Origin of the sequence: Pedobacter aquatilis (assembly GCF_032678425.1) — a bacterium.
In the GTDB taxonomy this organism is placed as follows: Bacteria; Bacteroidota; Bacteroidia; order Sphingobacteriales; family Sphingobacteriaceae; genus Pedobacter; species Pedobacter aquatilis_B.
Map to the genome: position 1 here is coordinate 359,767 of NZ_JAVTSG010000001.1, position 17,816 is coordinate 377,582.

Genomic DNA, 17,816 nt, shown 5'->3' on the forward strand with positions numbered 1-17,816 from the left:
AATTGCAATCTAAATTTGAGGATTTTTAACATAGTCTGCCCAAAGTGCATCTAAATCTTTACCTGTAAGTGTAGTCCAAATTGCATTTGTATAAGTATGGTCTCTTAGTGATGCATCAACAGCTTTAATTGTTCCTGCCTTTACGTTTTTCTCCATCCAGGCAAAAAATCTTGCGGTAATGCGGTAACTGTTTTTATAGCTGTGTTCTGGTTTCAAATCAGGCAAAGCCCATTTTGCACCTGCATTGTCTATTCCAAATTTATAACGTGCATAATCTGCAATACCCTCGGTTAACCAGCCCGGACCCACACTACGACCATAATCCTGAACGATGTGCATCACCTCATGGGTAACCACATCAATATCTTCAGGGTGTTTAACCATCCAAATTGAACTGTAGGTTACTTTTCCATTACTGGTTGCTGCAACGCCTTTGTAGTTGGTATCTACAGAAAATTTAACATCCTTTAAAGTATTTGGATTGTATTCTTTAGCCAGTTTTGGATAGACCACAAAAAATGTTTCGATTAAACGCTTTTTTAATTTTGGGTCTAGTTCAGCAAAGTTGCTTTCAAAAGTAAGTGTATAGCCTTTTTTCTTAATTACTTCTTGTGCCTGTAGTTTTGAAAAAGGTAAAATAGATAGTAAGAATAGGATGCTTAGTAATGTTAGTTTTTTCATATTAAGGATTATAATTTAATGCAGATTGTGGTAAGTTTTTAGTTCCCCAGGCTTTATTTGGTGAACTGCCCATAACCAAATTTAAAATGCCGCCTTCAGTAAGTTCTTTGTGCGTAAACCAAGAACGGTTTAGGGCTTTGCCATTTAACTCTGCACTTTGTATATATTTATTTTCTGCTGAATTATTCTTAGCATTTAAGGTAAAAGTTTTACCGTTTTCTAGTTTAATTGAAATATTATTGAAAACCGGACTTCCAATACTGTAAACCGGAATACCAGGTGTAACCGGAAAAAATCCCATCATAGAGAATACCACAAAAGCCGTCATACCACCGCCGTCTTCATCACCAGGAATACCGAATAAATTATCGGTGTACCAAGTATCCATTAACATACGAATTCGCTTTTGCGTCTTCCAGGGCGAACCAGTATAATTATAAATGTATGGTATGTGAAAGCTTGGTTCGTTACCCATTACAAACTGACCGACCAAACCCGTTGCATCAGGAAAGGTGTACCATAAATTATATTTACTGCGACCTAAACTTGTTCTGAAAAGCTCATCAAGTTTTTGCTCTGCTTTTTCAGTGCCGCCCATTAAGGTGAATAAACCACTTAAATCGTGTTTTACATCCCAGTTATAAGTATAAGCATTGTTCTCGGTAAAGAATTCTCTTCCGCCTTGCCCGCCAGAAAATTTTGGGTCAAAAGGTTCTATCCAATTTCCATCCACGTCTTTAGGCCAGACGAAACCCTTATCGGCTCTGAATACATTTTTATAATTCTCAGCTCTCTTCAAAAATAATTTGTGGTCGTCGGTTTTACCCATGTCTTTTGCAAACTGAGCGATACACCAATCGTCAAAACTATTCTCCAGGGTTACCGAAACACTTTGTCTTTTTTCGAAACCATGTACTTCTTTAACAAATTCCTTTTCACCAGTTTTAAGTGCAGGCATATATCCTTTTTGAGTATAAAAAGAATCTAAAGATGTTGCCGGACCATTTCTCCAAGGTAATAAAGTAGCTTCGAGTGAGTTTTTTCTAATACCTTCGTAAGCCTTTTTCAAATCGAAGTTTCGAACACCTTTATTATAAGAATCCAAAAACCAAGCAGCAGCATGGTTTCCAGTCATGCATGGATTATCGCCATAAACCAATGCAAAAGATGGCATCCAACCGCTTTGTTCGTACATTTGAACATAAGATTGTATTTTATCTCCTTCTGTTTTTGGATTTAAAATGGTTTGTAGTGGCTCTAATGCGATATAAGTATCCCAAAGCCAATTATCTACAAAGAAAGGTTTATCAGAAGTGTGGATTTTCTTGTCGTAAGCGCTGTAATATTTGCCATACTCATTAATATCAACCATACGCTCGTAGGACCGATATAAAGAAGTATAAAAAACACGCTTTTGTGCATCAGTACCACCATTAACATTAATTTGATTAAGCACTTTGTTCCATGCAACCGTAGCTTTTGACCGCAGTTTGGCAATATCCCAATCAGAAATCTCTTTCGTTAAGTTTTCTTTAGCTTGCTCTATGCTGATAAATGAAATTCCATATTTAAAAGAAACATTTTGAACGCCGTTTAAAACCTTTAGTAAACTTTTCTTTTTTGCCTGTCCATCTTGATAAATAATTTCTACAGGCGTATTGGTTTCAGCATAAAAATAAGCTTTCATGCCTTGGAATTCTTCAACACCGCTGATTTTTGTTTTACCATCAAGGTTGATTTCTCCCCTATTTAAAATATTTATACGGATGTAATTATCGTTCTTACCTGTGAAATTAAACTTGAAGAAACCTGCTTTTGCAGATGGTGCGAAGCTGATGCTTGTACCATTATCTTCCAAAACAGACGTATAAAAATCAGGTGTTATTTTTTCATTATCGTAGGTAAACTTCTGGCTCCAGCTTTGTTCTTCAACTTTACCTGTGAAAGGCATTAAACCGAACAACCAATTTTGGCGATGAGAAGAAATGGTTAAAGGGAAATAAGCAATCTGGTCGTCAATCTGGTCGGCACGAACAGGAAAGGTTCTAAGCATACTATTTGGTAAATGTACAGCTGGTCGGGTTGGTTCTAAAATTAACCCAACACTGCCAATTTTAACATCAACAAACTTTAAATAATTTACAGCTTGTTGCGCCTTAACATTTACCGCGGCAGATAAAACAGCAAAAGCCAATAAGCTGGTTTTTAGCTTACGGCGCAGCGTTAAGTTTTTAAGAGAAATGAATTGTTTTAAGTCTCTTTTTATCATTTTATTTTACTACTAAATGGTTTTACCAATGCTTATAAAAAAAAGCCTACGCTTTTTTTTAGTGAAACTTTTTATGTTCTACTTCTTCTGTATTCTCGTTCAAGAAATTAATATCACAGCAGCTTGCAGCACCAATTAACGCAGCGTTTTCTTTTAATTTGGTTACTTTAATGGTTGCATTTACATCGTTACCATTTAAAGTTGCAATTAATTCAGGAGAAAATGCACTGAAAGCTCTAGAGATATTGCCGCCAATAATGACCATATCAGACTTGTGTTTCTTAATTACTGGAATTAAAAACTGGGCTAAATTGTAACCAAACTCCATAAACACACGGGTTGCAGCATGATCGGTTGCTGCAATTGCAACTAATTCCTTTACCCCTGCAACAGTATTATTACTTAATTGATGATAACGTTTTACAAACCAACGGGTTGAGAGGTAATCTTCGGCAATACCATCAATAAATGGAGCATTCCATAAATCGGCATCTTTAGCAATACCACCAATCGAATAAGAAGAACCTAAACCCGTACCAAGCGTTAAACCAATTACATTTGCATTGCCCCTGGCTGCACCACCAAAAACTTCACCTTGTAAAAAACCCGCAGCATCATTTATGAAATGTATATTTTCTGTTTTGATGTTTAATCTGGTGGCTAATTCTTCTTTAATATTTATACCGTAAAGTGCCTTAAATTTATCCTGATCTTTAATTAATGAAATTCCATTTTCATAATCAAAGGGACCAGGCATTGCAATGCCAATAAGTTTAGTTTCTGTATTTGATTTTTTGAATGCTTTGTTAATCACATCACACCATGCTGCTAAAATAATTTCTTTGCTTTCTTGCGAATCGACTGCACTCCGCTTAACAGAATCCTGAATAATAGTTCTTGTCTCTAAATCTACTAAAGCCGCTGTAATGTGCGAACCGCCAATATCTACACCTAATGCAACAGGTTTTTCCATTCTATCTATATCTTTCTTAATAATTTACATCCTGTAAAAACGCCTCATCTTTAAAGCATTTTATTATTTACTTAACGAAAAAGGTTTATCTTCTTCTTTTAATCCTCTATTTAAATTCGGTTTGCTACCCATTTCGAGTTTAAATACACCGCCTTTTATAATATCACTATGTGATAAAAAATTACGTGTATAATTACGACCATTTAAGGTTGCAGATTGAATATAAATATTCTTATTATCGTTAGCCGGAGCCTCAATAATGAATTTTTTCGAGTCGCCTAAATTAATGGTTATTTTCTTAAACATTGGGCTTCCGACTACATATTCTCCACTTCCCGGTGTAACACTATAAATACCTAAAGCGCTTAAAACATACCAAGACGAAGTTTGACCTTGATCTTCATCGCCAGGATAACCATTTTCTGTCGCATCGTAAAGTTTGGTCATCACATTCCTGGCATGAAACTGTGCTTTCCAAGGTTCGTTAGCATAGTTATACAAGTAAACCATGTGCTGAATTGGTTGGTTGCCATGCGCATACTGGCCCAAATTTGCCATAACCATTTCGGTCATTTCGTGTATCATACCACCATAAGTACCCACCTTAACTTTATTGGGTTCTGAAAAAACCGAATCCAACTTAGCAACGAAGTTTTTATGACCGCCCATTAGGTTAATTAAGCCTTTGGTATCTTGAAAAGCCGACCATTGCCAATGCCAAGCGTTTCCTTCTGTAAAAGGTCCACCCCATTCAATTGGGTCGAAGTTTGGTGACCATTTACCATCAATATCCCTACCTCGCATAAATTTTGTTGAGGCATCGTAAACATTGCGGTAATTGTACATCTGGCGTTCGAAAATATCCATGTAAAACTTATTGCCTATCATTTTTGCAAGCTGATAAGCGCAATAATCATCGTATGCATATTCTAATGTTTTCGCTGTCGCTTCTCTGTATTTCGGATAGGGAACGTAGCCAAATTCATAATATTCTTTCCAACCATCGCGGCCATTCGCTGGTCCCCACGGACCTTTATTTGTTGCCTCATGCAAATATGCTTTTAAGGCTTCTTCTGGATTGAAGGTTCTGATTCCTTTTGCCCATGCATCAGCAAAGAGAGAAATTGCATGATTCCCAATCATACTTCCAGCTTCGCTTGGAAACGACCAGGAAGGTAGCCAACCACATTGTTTGTACGCATCAATCATAGCTTGCATATACTGACCATGCATTTCTGGCTGAACCAAAGTGTTTAATGGAAATTGCGCTCTAAATGTATCCCAAAAACCAGTGTCGGTAAACATATAACCCTCGTGGATTTTCCCATCGTAAGGACTAAAGTAATATGGTTTTCCGGCAGCATTTATTTCATAAAACTTCCTTGAAAATAAACTTGCTCTGAAGAAACAAGAGTAGAAAGTTTCCATATCGGCTTTAGAGCCGCCTTCTACTAAAATTTTGCTTAAAGATTTGTTCCAAACCGCTGATGCTTTTGCTTTAGTGGCTTCTAAATTTTTATCGGCCGATAATTCTCTTTTAAGATTAAGCTCGGCCTGGTCTAAACTTATGTAAGAAGATGCTGTTTTAACCTGAACTTTTGCTCCGGCTTCAAATTCAATAAATGCGCCTTTTCCCAATCCATTTGCTGTTAAGGAATCAGCATTTACAGTATTTGTTTTATTTTCCCAAGTACCAAAACTTTTAATTTTCTTATCAAACTGGATAACAAAATAGCTTTTCCAATCCTTATTAAAACCTTGCCCGTTACTTACGTATCCGGTTATTTTGTTTTCCTTCGGATAAATTTTAACCCCACTGGTGCGGATATAGCCATCTAGAACCAAGTAACTTTTTTTCCCTTTGGGATAAGCAAAACGAAGATGCGCACCACGTTCGGTTGGTGATATTTCGGTAGTAATTTGATTGTTGAATTTTACCTTGTAGTAATTCGGTTTTGCGATTTCGTTTTCGTGACTAAATTTTGCTTCACGCTTATTTTCATCGACAACCAGCTCATCAATCATTGGCATTAACGAAAAAACAGCATAATCTCTGGTCCACGAGCTGCATTGATGCGCTTGCTGAAAACCTCTGATTGCATCTTTAAAATGTTGATATTTCCAACCATCGCCATTTTTACCAGTTTGTGGTGTCCAAGTGTGCATCCCGAACGGTAAAGCGGTAGTTGGGTAGGTATTGCCTCGCGTTAATTCATGCTTAGAATTCGTGCCTTGAAGGGTATTTACATATTGTACCAAATCGGCTTGCTGTGCATATAACTGACCAGCCAAGCAGCATAAAACAAGAAGGATAGAAAGCCTAAATTTCATCTTGTTGATTAGTTTTTAATGCCCCATTTATCGGCAAGTAGTTTTATAAAATAACCACCTACAACACTTCTTGCCTGAAAGCCAACCTTATCACCGTTGGTTGTTTCGTGCCAATCGCTTAAAGGAACTTTCGTTTCGGTATCTGTAGCGTATTTATAAATTGGCTTAATGAATTTTTGAAAATCAGCCTGATTATCCGCCAAGGTCGCAGTCCACATTATCCAATCAGATTTGGTGTAAGTTTTACGACTATCCAACGGTAACCCAAAAGCGTTTTGTTTGGTTAAATAGAAATTGATTTCCTTTTTATATACAGATTCAGGAAATATATTCAAGCCCAATAATTTATCCCAAACCAAGTTATATTTCTGACTCCAGGTATTCTTATCGTTAAAAGTTAAGGCAAAATGATCGCCATCAGCAGCCATTTCCTGCCATTTTTTAGCCATATCAAAAGCAATTTTTTTATACTTAGTTGCTTCTTCGGTTTTACCCAGGGTTTGAGCCATTTGAGCATACGCACCTATTGCAACAATCGCTTTCACTGATAAATTTGCATTACGAGCTAAGTGACCCGCGAAATCATCTGTACAAAGTTGGTTAGCCGGGTCAAAACCTTCTTTTGAAAGGTAATCGGCCCAAATTGATAAAGTTGACCAATGTTTTTCAGCATATTTAGCATTGCCTTGAGCTTTCGCAATTGCTGCCGTAAGAATGACCATGTTTCCGGCTTCCTCTACCGGCATATCTTCGCCGTAAGTTTGTCCGTTAGCAAAAGGATATGTTCCTAAATCATGTGCGGGGTAAGGTTTCTTCCATTTTCCACTTTCAGAATAGTAAAAAATACCGTTTAACATTCCTGTTAGCAATTCAGGATTGTACAGTAAATATTGTGGTGCAGAAGGATAAGTTACATCAACCGTGTTAATAAAACCACCACTAAAATTTTCTTTTGATAAGAAAAGAATATCACCATTTGGTGCATAAACAATTTTATGTGCCGCTATACTTTGGCGATAGGCCAATTCGCACATTTTGGCATACTCTTTACCTCCAACTTTTTCAGCATCCGTATAAAGTTTTGTGTTAAAATCATTGCATTTAGCAATAATTGTTTTGTATTCAGATTCAGCCAAAGCTAATTGGTCTTCAAAATGAGCGCCTGGTTTTCTCCAGATTGGCAACAATTGCTCACCAAAATATTCTACCGATTTTAAATCATCATATCCAAGCATTAAATATCTTTCTGTTGAAGTATTGCCTACACTACCAAAAGAAATTACACTACTCAAGTTTAATTCTTTGGCATTTTTCACCTCCTTATTTGAAGGGTATTTGCCATTAATGAAACTGCTTAAACTTTCAGCTTGCTTATTGATGTATTGTGTGGCTTTAAATTTTTGAGGAAGAGCAACATACATACGCCCCCAATCAATTCGCAAATCATCGGCTTTTTTCTGTAAGATAGGCTGCTCTACCGTACCAGCGCTTAATATTGATAAATCTTTAACGATATTAGCAGAAGCATTAACAGGCTGATCTGGTGTATTGACCGCAATATTTGTTGATGCAGCAAAATACAAATCAACATTATGGGTTTTCCCGTCTGTTGCCTTTGCAGTGTAATTGATATAACTAACCGGACGTGCCGTTAGTGCAATATCGTTTAATAATAACGGAGAAATAAACTTAACTTCGAGATTTACTGCACCGCAAGTAAACGTATATCTCGTATCAGTTGCAGTAACGCGTACATCTGTTTGTTTAGCCAATTCTATAGCCGATTTCTGAGGGATTTCTTCAACTATCCCCGCATCAAGAAATCTTCCGCCAGCGGAGTTTTTAACATGAATCGCTAATAAGTTTTCACCTGCTTTGAGGATTCCGTCTTCAATTGGAATGTAGATATATTCGTGTACCCAACCATCCTTTTTATAGATTGTTTTACCGTTTAAGGTTACAGCTACATTATCATCGTGGTTTAATTTTAAGTATTTTTTTCCCGCCGTTAACTTGGCGATAGAGAATTTTCTTCTGTAGTATAAATCATCGGTAGTCCATTTGGTTTTAGCAACTTTATCATCTCCGAATGGTGCAGTGCCTTTTTGCCAGGATGAATCGTTAAAATTATTCGAGTTCCATCCACTTTGTTGTTGAGCGAATGAATAATTAGCTAGATAAGCTTTTTCATCTGCCGCAGGCAAAATTGCCTTGTATTCTTTAGATTCTGCACCTAAAAACCGGTAATATTTACCATCAACTTTTAAAACGCCTGATAGCGATTGGTTTTTACCTGTCCAGTGCTTAGTAACAGATTGGTTCAATTCACTTCCGAAAGACCATATGCTAAAGTAGGTATCATGTGTAATGAGTGGATAAGCTGGCGCTTTGTCCTGTGCATTAATTGATATAACACTAAAGAAATATAGTATTAAAAGGATAAATTTCTTCATAGTAGATTTGGTTAGGTTGTTTTTATAGGTAGATGCAGGGCCTTAATTTGAACGTATAGTTATTATAGTTTGGTTTGAATTATGTAGGTTAGATAGAAGCACAAGTAAAACGTTTTACCAGCATCAATATTAATGAAAAATTTGTCAATTATTTAGTGCTACTCTTGTAATATCTGAGTTACAAAATGTTTAGTAGAAATTTTTTGAACCAAAAAAAAGGTGCTCTTAGTTGAGCACCTTTTAGATTGATGGTTAATTAATAACCTGGGTTTTGTTTAATTGATGGGTTAATTGCAATTTGTGCATTAGGAATTGGGAATAGTGCTTTTGTAGCAGTGGTTGGTTTGTGATCCCACCATGTATTGGTTGTGAACTTTCCAAATCTCACCATATCTTCTCTTCGTTTTCCTTCGAATACAAATTCTCGACCTCTTTCGGCTAAAAATTCATCTGCAGTTAACGTTGTAATTGTATATCTATTTATCGCGTAATCAGCTGCTGAAAAACGTCTTATTATACATTTGTTAATTAAATCAACTGCATCTTGTGTTGCCACATTTCCATTCTTACGCATCAAGGCTTCTGCTTTATTATAATACATTTCAGTTACTCGATAAAGAACAAAATCATTTGCCCAATAATTTGCATCCGTTGGCAAACCAACCTGATACTTATTAAAACGTGCACCACTATTTTCTTCCCCTCTTGTCATTCCACCTTCTCCGGTTTCACCTTCACTGTTTCTTCTAATTTCTTTAACAAAAACAAGAGGTTTATTGTTATACTCTTCCGTACCTAACACCGGATCTGTTGTACTGCCGTATTTATATTGCGTACCTATTAAGAACCATTTCTGCTTTCTTAAATCGGTGTCTTTATAAGCATCAAATGCAGTTGGAACAACTACCACAGCATTATTACCATTTCTATCCGTTCCATTAATCTGTCTTTGATTATAGTGCCAGAATAAACCTTCAAAACCTAGTCTCCAATCAGCAGCTTTAAAATCATAAGCAATCTGAAATAAATTTTCTTTTGATTTATCATTGGAAACACCAAAAGGCGCATAAATATCAGGATCTAAATCTGCATTACCGTTCAAGCCACCAACCTGTCCACCAATAATTTTATCACTTGCAGCAATACAATCATCCCAACGAGGTGTACCTGTCCAAACTTCAGCATTAAGATAAAGCTCTGAAAGCATTGCATAACCCGCTGCTTTACTTACCCTACCTACCAAATTAGCTGATAGAGGTTTTAATAATTCAACATTATCTTTAATCTCCTTTTCGATAAATTCAAAAACTTCTTTTCTGGTTCTTGTTGGGGGATTTAAAGGCGTACCAACAGTTGTAACAATCGGAATATTTCCATAAATATCTATCAGTTTTAGATAGTGCCAAGCTCTTAGCACCTTAGTTTCTGCAATTATTGAAGTCTTTTCTTCTGCAGTCATCCCAATTTTAATGAAATCTACCTTTTCTAAATCTTGGATTGTATTGTTGCAAAATCCTATACCTTGCCAAATCAAATCCCAAGGGCCTTTAATAGTATTATCGGTTATAGTCCATTCATGATTGTGTAAGCGAATCCATTGTGCACCATCATAACCATGACGACCTTTTTGGGGCCAAGCAACTTGATCTGCAGTTAATTCATTAAGCCTCCAGTAATTATTGTTATCCACAAAACTTGCCCATGCATTGGCATGAGTGAAAGGTCTTAACACTGCCGCCATCACCTCTGTTCTATTATTGTAAAAATTATTTGAGATAATAGAATTGTATACATTTTCATCCAACTTAGTGCAAGATCCTAATGTAATCACACCTAATAAAGATGTATATAATATAAATTTTTTCATTTCTAAATTATTTAATGATTAGAATCCAACTTGTAATCCCAAAGTATAGGTTTTAGTTCTAGGATAGAAACCTCTGTTATCAATACCAACGGTTAAACCTGTATCTTGAAGTTCAGGATCTAAGCCAGAATAGTTTGTAAATGTTGCTATATTTCTACCCGAAGCATATACCCTTAAATTACGGATATAACTTGTTTTTAATTTAAAATTATAACCTAAAGTAATGTTATCTAATTTCACAAAATTCCCACTTTCTAAGTAATAATCCGAAAATTGAGGAGAATCTTTAAGTGAAGCATTTTTTTCGACAGCTGACCTTAGCACATTATTTGGTAACCAAGCCAAATTTCCGAAAAACATATCTTGTACGTTTAAAATATCGTAACCAAATTTACCTCTGAAAAATAAAGTTAAATCTAAATTTTTATATCTTAATGTATTCGACATTGATGCGTAATACTTTGGAATACCGTTACCGATTACTGTTAAATCCTCGTTGTTGATTCCAGCAGAATTTGTTACTGAACCATCCTTTTTGTAGAATTGCCACTTACCAGCTGCATCAATACCGGCGAATCTTCTACCATAGAAATTGCCCAATGGCTGACCTTCGACAGCTCTAATCGTATTACCCAAATTTCCTGGGGAAGGTAAACCTCCATACTCTAAGAAAGTTGCTTTGAAAACATCGTTAGATAGAGATGTTAAATTATTTTTGTTGGTACTAAATATAATGTCAGCACTCCATTGAAAATCTTTTGTTTGAACCGGAATTGCATTTATAGCTAATTCTAAACCTTTATTAGAAATACTTCCAACGTTAGTGAAAATTGTACTATTAACATATGACGGTACCTGTGCATTATAGTTTAAAAGTAAATCTGTAGTGTTACGTGTATAATAATCTACCGTACCACTTAAACGATTGTTTAGGAAACCAAATTCTAAACCAACGTTAAATTCTTTTTTTCTTTCCCATCTTAAGTCTGGATTAGGATTTCTCGAAGGCCCATAAGTTTGAACCCATCTTCCATCTTGTAAGTAAGGTCCACCGGTACTCAATGTGATTAGTGATTGATAATTTGGAATACCCTGATTACCTGTTACTCCGTATCCAGCTCTTACTTTTAAATTATTAACCCACTTAAATTGTTCCATGAAACTTTCTTTGGTAAGCACCCATCCAATCGACGCAGCAGGGAATGTTCCCCATTTATTATTCGCCCCGAATCTTGATGATCCCTCTCTTCTTGCAGAAACAGAAAGTAGATATTTACCTTGGTATGCATAATTTACACGACCTAATAACGAAATTAATGTATTATCTTCTTTAAAAGATCCAATTCCTGGTCTAGGTAAAGTTACGTTTGTAATGGCATTACCTGCACCAATATTCCAGTCTTTAAATGCATCGGTAATAAAACCTGAATTGTTTAAGTTAAAATCCTCCCTTGTAAAATACTGATAACTATAGCCTACCACTGCAGAAATTGAGTGGTCATTATTAATTACTTTATTATAATCTATCGTACTTTCAAAGGTATACGTTTTATCTTGTCGATTAGCCTTCGAAGCATAGCCAGTTCCTTGATAACTTTGAATTGATGAATAAGAAGCTCTTTCACGATAAGTTCTATCATTATATGTGTCTCTAATTAAAGCACCAAATGCAGAAATTTTTAAACCGTCAATAACTTCTAATGTTAGCTTTGTATCACCAGAAAAAGTTTGTTGGTCTCTTCTATTCAACTCTTGTGTAATTCTAGCAAGAGGGTTATAGTTATTGAAAGCAGTAGTCTGTGTAAATGAGCCATCTGCGTTATAAACCGGCGCAGTCGGATTTCTTTGTACCGACTGTTCAAAATCACCATCAGAACCACCTAAAAGATTTGCATTATTAAAATTAGCTGCCAAATTGGTTTGCATTGACAATCTATCTTTCAATCCTTTTTGATTGAAGTTTAATCTAGCACCATAATTTCTACGACCATTTTCTTTTGATATACCTTGTAAATCATTATAAAATAAACTAGCCCTGTAATTTGATTTTACAGTACCACCCGTTGCTGCAAAATTGTGATATTGCGTGATATTCTCCTTATTTAACAGCAAATCATACATATCTGTGTTTGCACCTAAATTGTTTGTAGGAGAACGCGATATAAACTCTTCAGCTGTTAAAAAGTCTGGCTTCTTTGCAACAAAATCTCTTGAGAAATACGTATTGTAATCATAAGTCGGATCGCCTCCCTTGCCTTTTTTGGTCGTAACTAAGATTACACCAGCATTAGCTCGAGTACCATAAATTGCAGCAGCAGAACCATCTTTTAAAACATCAAATGATTCGATATCATCTTGCTGAAGTAAATCTAGGTTACCACCTGGTATTCCATCTATTACAATTAATGGTGCTGCAGAACCTGAAATAGATACGATACCTCTTAACTGTACGGCAGCGCCCGCATTCGGATTATTACCCCCCGTACGTGTAATACTTAAACCAGCAACCTTACCCTGAATCAAATCTAATGGACTTCTAGAACCACCCTGATTAAAATCCTCGCTCTTAACTGTTGCAACTGAAGAGGTAATTTCCCCTCTCTTTTGTGTTCCATAACCAACAACTACAACTTCGTTTAATTTTGTTTCACTAGCTTCTTGTAATCTAATTCCGATTTGTTTTTGGTTACCTACAGTAACACTTTGACTTTGATAGCCAACATAAGAAAAAAGAAGCACCTCGGTAGCATTAGCCGCAATACTAAATTTTCCATTTGCATCTGTAACAGCAGTTTTGCCTGTAGTTTGATTCTTAACACCTACACCGGGGACAGGTTGTCCTTTTTCGTCTACTACCGTACCAGTGACAACATTTTGCTTTAGCACTGAACTGCTGAGCAAGTTCGTATTCAAGAATCCTCTCGCACCTCCCCACTCCGAATTCATTGAAAACGCAGGACTATTAAGCAATACTATTGCTGCAGATAACCCCGTAATTTTGAGTAAATTAATTTTCATTAGCGGTTTTGTTAAATTTAAAATTGATTAGTTATATTATTTTCCGGGTAGTTACTTATCTGAGGTAACTCCATTAATTATTTATGAGCAGCATATGTTCTACTTGCGCTCTGAATTATATTTTTTCTGAAATAAGATTAAAATTGAACGGCCAATCACAAATATTTACGAGAATGAAATAAGCAGTAAAAGCCGATAATCGACTGAAATAAAGCACTTTTGACGTACAGTTAGGGTTCTGTGAAAGTCTCATAAATACATTTGGTTATAGTAAATCGTTTTACTACATCAATTATAGAAATTTTTTTCAAGATAATAAAACGATTTAGTAGTAATATTTTAGTTACATTAAAACAAAATGAAATACTGTCTTAATTTCTAATGATTAGGTTAGCCGGAATAATAACTTGCTCGTCGGCTTGCTTATTTTTTGAAGATAATTGACTTAAAATCAATTTTATAACTGTTTCTGCAATTTCTTCTAATGGCTGTTGAACGGTAGAAATACCGGGTGTGTGTAATTCAAAAGCTTCGTGGTCATCGTAAGCGATAACTGAAAGACCTGTTCCTATTTTTTTGTTTAATTGTTTGAGTGCTTTTAAGCCACTTATTGCGAGATAGTTTGTTGCAAATAATACTGCATCTACATTTTGAGTTTCGAAAAGGTTCTTAATTTCCCCTAAAGTTGCCGCCTCATCTTGATTAAAATGAATTTTGACAACTAAATCATCGTTATACTTAAAACCATTATCCTCTAAGGCCTTTCTGTAACCATCAAACCGTTCAGTAATTTGTTGCACATCAATATCGGTAGTAACAAGGGCAATATTCTTTCTACCTTCCTGAATAAAATTTTCGATTGACTGATAAGAAGCACTAAAATGATCTGCGCCAACGTAATTTGTTTTCAAATCGGGCAAATTCCTATCAAAAAGTATTACGGGTTTATTCTCATTTACAAGCGCTTGAATATCTTCTTCCAAACCTTTAATTGGAGAAATAATATATGCATCAACCTTTCTAGATTTAAACATATTTATTAACTCCTGTGCTTTCTCTAAACTATTTTCTGTACTGGAGTAAATGATTTTATAACCTCGCTTATAAGCTTTATCTTCAATAAGCCTTGCAATTCTGGCAAAGAATGAATTCGAGATGTCTTCTACAATTAAACCTATGATGTTCGAATTACCGGTTCTTAAACTTCTGGCGATTTGATTAGGCTTGTAGCCGCTTTCTTCTATAATTTTTTCGACCTTTTCTATTACCGCTTCGCTGATTGATTTATCCTTTGCTTTTCCATTAATTATAAATGAAACAGTTGTAATTGATACGTTTGCTTTAACTGCGATATCTTTTATAGAAAGAGCTTTCATGGGCGAATAATAAGTTTATAGGTGGTTGTCCAAAACTAAATAAAAAACATGAGTTTTACTAAAACGATAAAGCAGGTTTAAAAATGCCTTATTTTGAAAATGAATCCGTTAAGGTTTAGCATATTTTACAATTAACATTGCTGTTTTCTCTGAAGCGCCCGGCGCTCCCATTAACTCGAGTAGTTTATCGTAATCATTCAACATTTCTGTTCTACCTGTACCAGAAATTATCAAACTCAATTCCTCGTTAACTTTTTGAGTATTGCAATCTTCCTGAATAAGCTCGGTAACTATTTTTTTATTTACGATTAAATTAACCAATGAGATAAATTTAATTTTCACCAACATGCGGGCAATGGCAATAGAAATTGTACCTCCTTTATAAACCACCACTTGCGGCACGTTGAATAAAGCGGTTTCTAAAGTTGCCGTACCCGATGCTACAATTGCAGCATGGGCATTATGTAGCAAATTATAAGTATTGTTAAAAATTAGTTTTACATTTTTATCGCCAATAAGCTGCTTATAATAATCTTCAGTAAAAGTTGGTGCGGCCGCAACGGCAAATTTATAGTCAGCAAATTGCTCTGTTATGCTTATCATTACAGGCAGCAAACGTTCAATTTCCTGTTTTCTACTGCCGGGCAACAACGCAATTATTTTATAGTCGCCTAAATCATAATCACTTCTAAAATCTGGATTGGGTTTAAATTGAGCCTTTTCATCTAAAAGTGGATTACCAACGTAATCTACTTTCATGCCCCATTCATTGTAAAAATCTACTTCGAAGGGTAAAATGCAAAACATATGGTCTACATCTCGTTTAATTTTTAGAACCCTCTTTTGGTTCCAGGCCCAAATTTTTGGCGAAATATAATAGCAAACCTTTATACCTTGCTTTTTAGCATATTCTGCAATTTTAAGATTGAAACCAGGAAAATCGATTAAAATTAAAACGTCAGGTTTCCAATCAATAATGTCTTTTTTGCAGGTTTTTAAGTTTTTAAAAATTGTACGCAGATTAAGCAGAACTTCTGTAAAACCCATAAAAGCCATATCTGAATAGTGTTTGACCAACTCGCCACCTTCAGCCTGCATTTTATCGCCACCGAAATATCTGAAAACTGAATCATCATCTTCAGCCTTTAAAGCCTTCATTAAATTTGCGCCATGTAAATCGCCCGATGCTTCGCCTGCAACTAAGTAGTATTTCATATGATTAAATATGTTCCATTTAAAGGGTAATTATTTTTTGAAAACGATTGGTTCGGCATTAATGGCTTATTCAGTCCCGCTATCACTAATAGTCCGTCCCCGATGAAACCTGTGAAACATGCAAGCACACCATTAAAAGCGACAATAATGTGTGCTTGAATCGGGATTGCGGGCTATTTTAGTTCTATCGGGTTTATTTTTGAATGTTGTGTACCCAGATAGCAAATTCGCTATTATTGACCACCCAAAACAAGCCTTTGTTTTTAAACCCGATTGCAGCGAAAATACTTTTTGTTTCTCTTTCATGCTTGAGTTAGATATCGTCCTTCGACAAGCTCAGGATGACAGCTATTAAAGGCGGTAACTAAAACAAAAAGATTGAAGCGTAAAGCGGGGCTGCAGCCTGCCAAAATTTACTGCCTTATATTTTCAAAAAACAATTTGCCCAATTCAGTTTTGTTAAAAAACTTTGTAGGCGAAAAATATAAATGCACACAAAAAAGTGGCTGCCAATATACCACGACCAATATTTTCTTTATTGTACTTAAAAAAGTATTGCATAAAATATGCATTTACCGCAATTGCCCCAATGTATAATAAATCTGCTTTTGAAAGGTAAACTACATGACTGATAATGTACCAGGCAAGGGCAGAAAGTATCGCGGGAATGAGCAAACCGATGCCCAAGCCAACCCAAACAGAATTATTTAAGTTTCTAATCCTATCGTTCATCCTAACCAAGGTTTAAGCCATCAGGGGCTGAAACTTTACTCGTTTTACCCTCGCTTTTTGATTGCTTTTCTGAATTGAAATTCCAGCTGTTAAGTGTTTGTATGGCGTGGTGTGCGGTTAAATCGAACTGCACAGGCACAACCGAAACATAACCATTTTCTAATGCCCAAACATCGGTATCCTCGCCTTTATCGAAGTTTTCGAAAACGCCGGTAAGCCAATAATATGGTCGGTTGTAAGGGTCTTTTCGCTCGTCGAACTCTTCCATCCATTTGGCATTTGCCTGACGGCAAACTTTAACTCCTTTTAAGGCATCGCCTTTTGGAAAATTAACATTAAGCAAAGTACCTTCTGGTAAACCGTTGGCTAAAACCTGCTCGCAAATGTTTTTAATGTATTTTTTGGTAAAACTGAAATCGGCATCAGCAGCGAAATCATCTAAAGAAAAACCAATTGAAGGAATTTTTTCAATTGCACCTTCTACTGCGGCCGACATCGTACCTGAGTACAACACATTAATGGAATTGTTTAAACCATGGTTAATTCCCGACACGCATAAATCTGGCTTTTTGCCTTTGAAAATTTTGTTCACACCTAATTTTACACAATCTACAGGTGTGCCGCTGCACTTGTACATTTCAACGCCTGGATACAAATCTACTTTGTCGAAACGAATGGGTTTGCCAATTGTAATGGCATGTCCCATTCCGCTTTGCGGACTATCTGGAGCAACCACAACTACATTTCCGATTTCCTGCATAACTTCCATCAGGTTTTTAATTCCTGTAGCTGTAATGCCATCATCATTTACAACTAAAATATTGGGTTTAGCGTTTTGCTTTGTCATGCGGTAAAAATACAGATTATAATTTTAAGCCGTAACAGCTCTTGCTGCTTTTGA

At 35.8% G+C, this 17,816-nt stretch carries 11 protein-coding genes; all 11 read right to left on the reverse strand.

Annotated features, from left to right (window positions below; translation table 11 throughout):
• Window positions 1-9 precede the first annotated feature (9 nt).
• Entirely contained in the window at window positions 10-681 is a 672-nt protein-coding gene (locus R2Q16_RS01435; protein WP_316734734.1) for a basic secretory protein-like protein, read from the reverse strand.
• 1 nt (window position 682) lies between these two features.
• Window positions 683-2,950, reverse strand: coding sequence for a GH92 family glycosyl hydrolase (locus R2Q16_RS01440; protein ID WP_316734735.1), 2,268 nt, complete (start codon window positions 2,948-2,950; stop codon window positions 683-685).
• A gap of 58 nt (window positions 2,951-3,008) precedes the next feature.
• Window positions 3,009-3,923, reverse strand: coding sequence for an ROK family protein (locus tag R2Q16_RS01445; protein ID WP_316734736.1), 915 nt, complete (start codon window positions 3,921-3,923; stop codon window positions 3,009-3,011).
• Between the two features lie 63 nt (window positions 3,924-3,986).
• Window positions 3,987-6,254 carry a GH92 family glycosyl hydrolase gene (locus R2Q16_RS01450; RefSeq protein WP_316734737.1) on the reverse strand — a complete coding sequence of 756 codons (2,268 nt, stop codon included), beginning with the start codon at window positions 6,252-6,254 and terminating at the stop codon, window positions 3,987-3,989.
• Between the two features lie 8 nt (window positions 6,255-6,262).
• A complete protein-coding gene (locus tag R2Q16_RS01455) occupies window positions 6,263-8,707 on the reverse strand; it encodes a glutaminase family protein (protein WP_316734738.1) in 2,445 nt (814 codons plus the stop codon).
• A gap of 256 nt (window positions 8,708-8,963) precedes the next feature.
• Entirely contained in the window at window positions 8,964-10,574 is a 1,611-nt protein-coding gene (locus R2Q16_RS01460) for a RagB/SusD family nutrient uptake outer membrane protein (RefSeq protein WP_316734739.1), read from the reverse strand.
• 18 nt (window positions 10,575-10,592) lie between these two features.
• Entirely contained in the window at window positions 10,593-13,592 is a 3,000-nt protein-coding gene (locus R2Q16_RS01465) for a TonB-dependent receptor (RefSeq protein WP_316734741.1), read from the reverse strand.
• A 371-nt stretch (window positions 13,593-13,963) separates the two neighbouring features.
• A complete protein-coding gene (locus tag R2Q16_RS01470; RefSeq protein ID WP_316734742.1) occupies window positions 13,964-14,968 on the reverse strand; it encodes a LacI family DNA-binding transcriptional regulator in 1,005 nt (334 codons plus the stop codon).
• Between the two features lie 108 nt (window positions 14,969-15,076).
• Window positions 15,077-16,183 carry a lipid-A-disaccharide synthase gene (gene lpxB, locus R2Q16_RS01475; RefSeq protein ID WP_316734743.1) on the reverse strand — a complete coding sequence of 369 codons (1,107 nt, stop codon included), beginning with the start codon at window positions 16,181-16,183 and terminating at the stop codon, window positions 15,077-15,079.
• Between the two features lie 459 nt (window positions 16,184-16,642).
• Window positions 16,643-16,915: a stationary phase survival protein SurE gene (locus R2Q16_RS01480; RefSeq protein WP_316734744.1), complete on the reverse strand. Its 273-nt coding sequence runs from the start codon at window positions 16,913-16,915 to the stop codon at window positions 16,643-16,645.
• Window position 16,916: 1 nt separating this feature from the next.
• The gene (gene surE / locus R2Q16_RS01485; RefSeq protein WP_316734745.1) at window positions 16,917-17,762 is read right to left on the reverse strand and encodes a 5'/3'-nucleotidase SurE; all 846 of its coding nucleotides are present in this window, start codon (window positions 17,760-17,762) and stop codon (window positions 16,917-16,919) included.
• Between the last annotated feature and the right edge of the window lie 54 nt (window positions 17,763-17,816).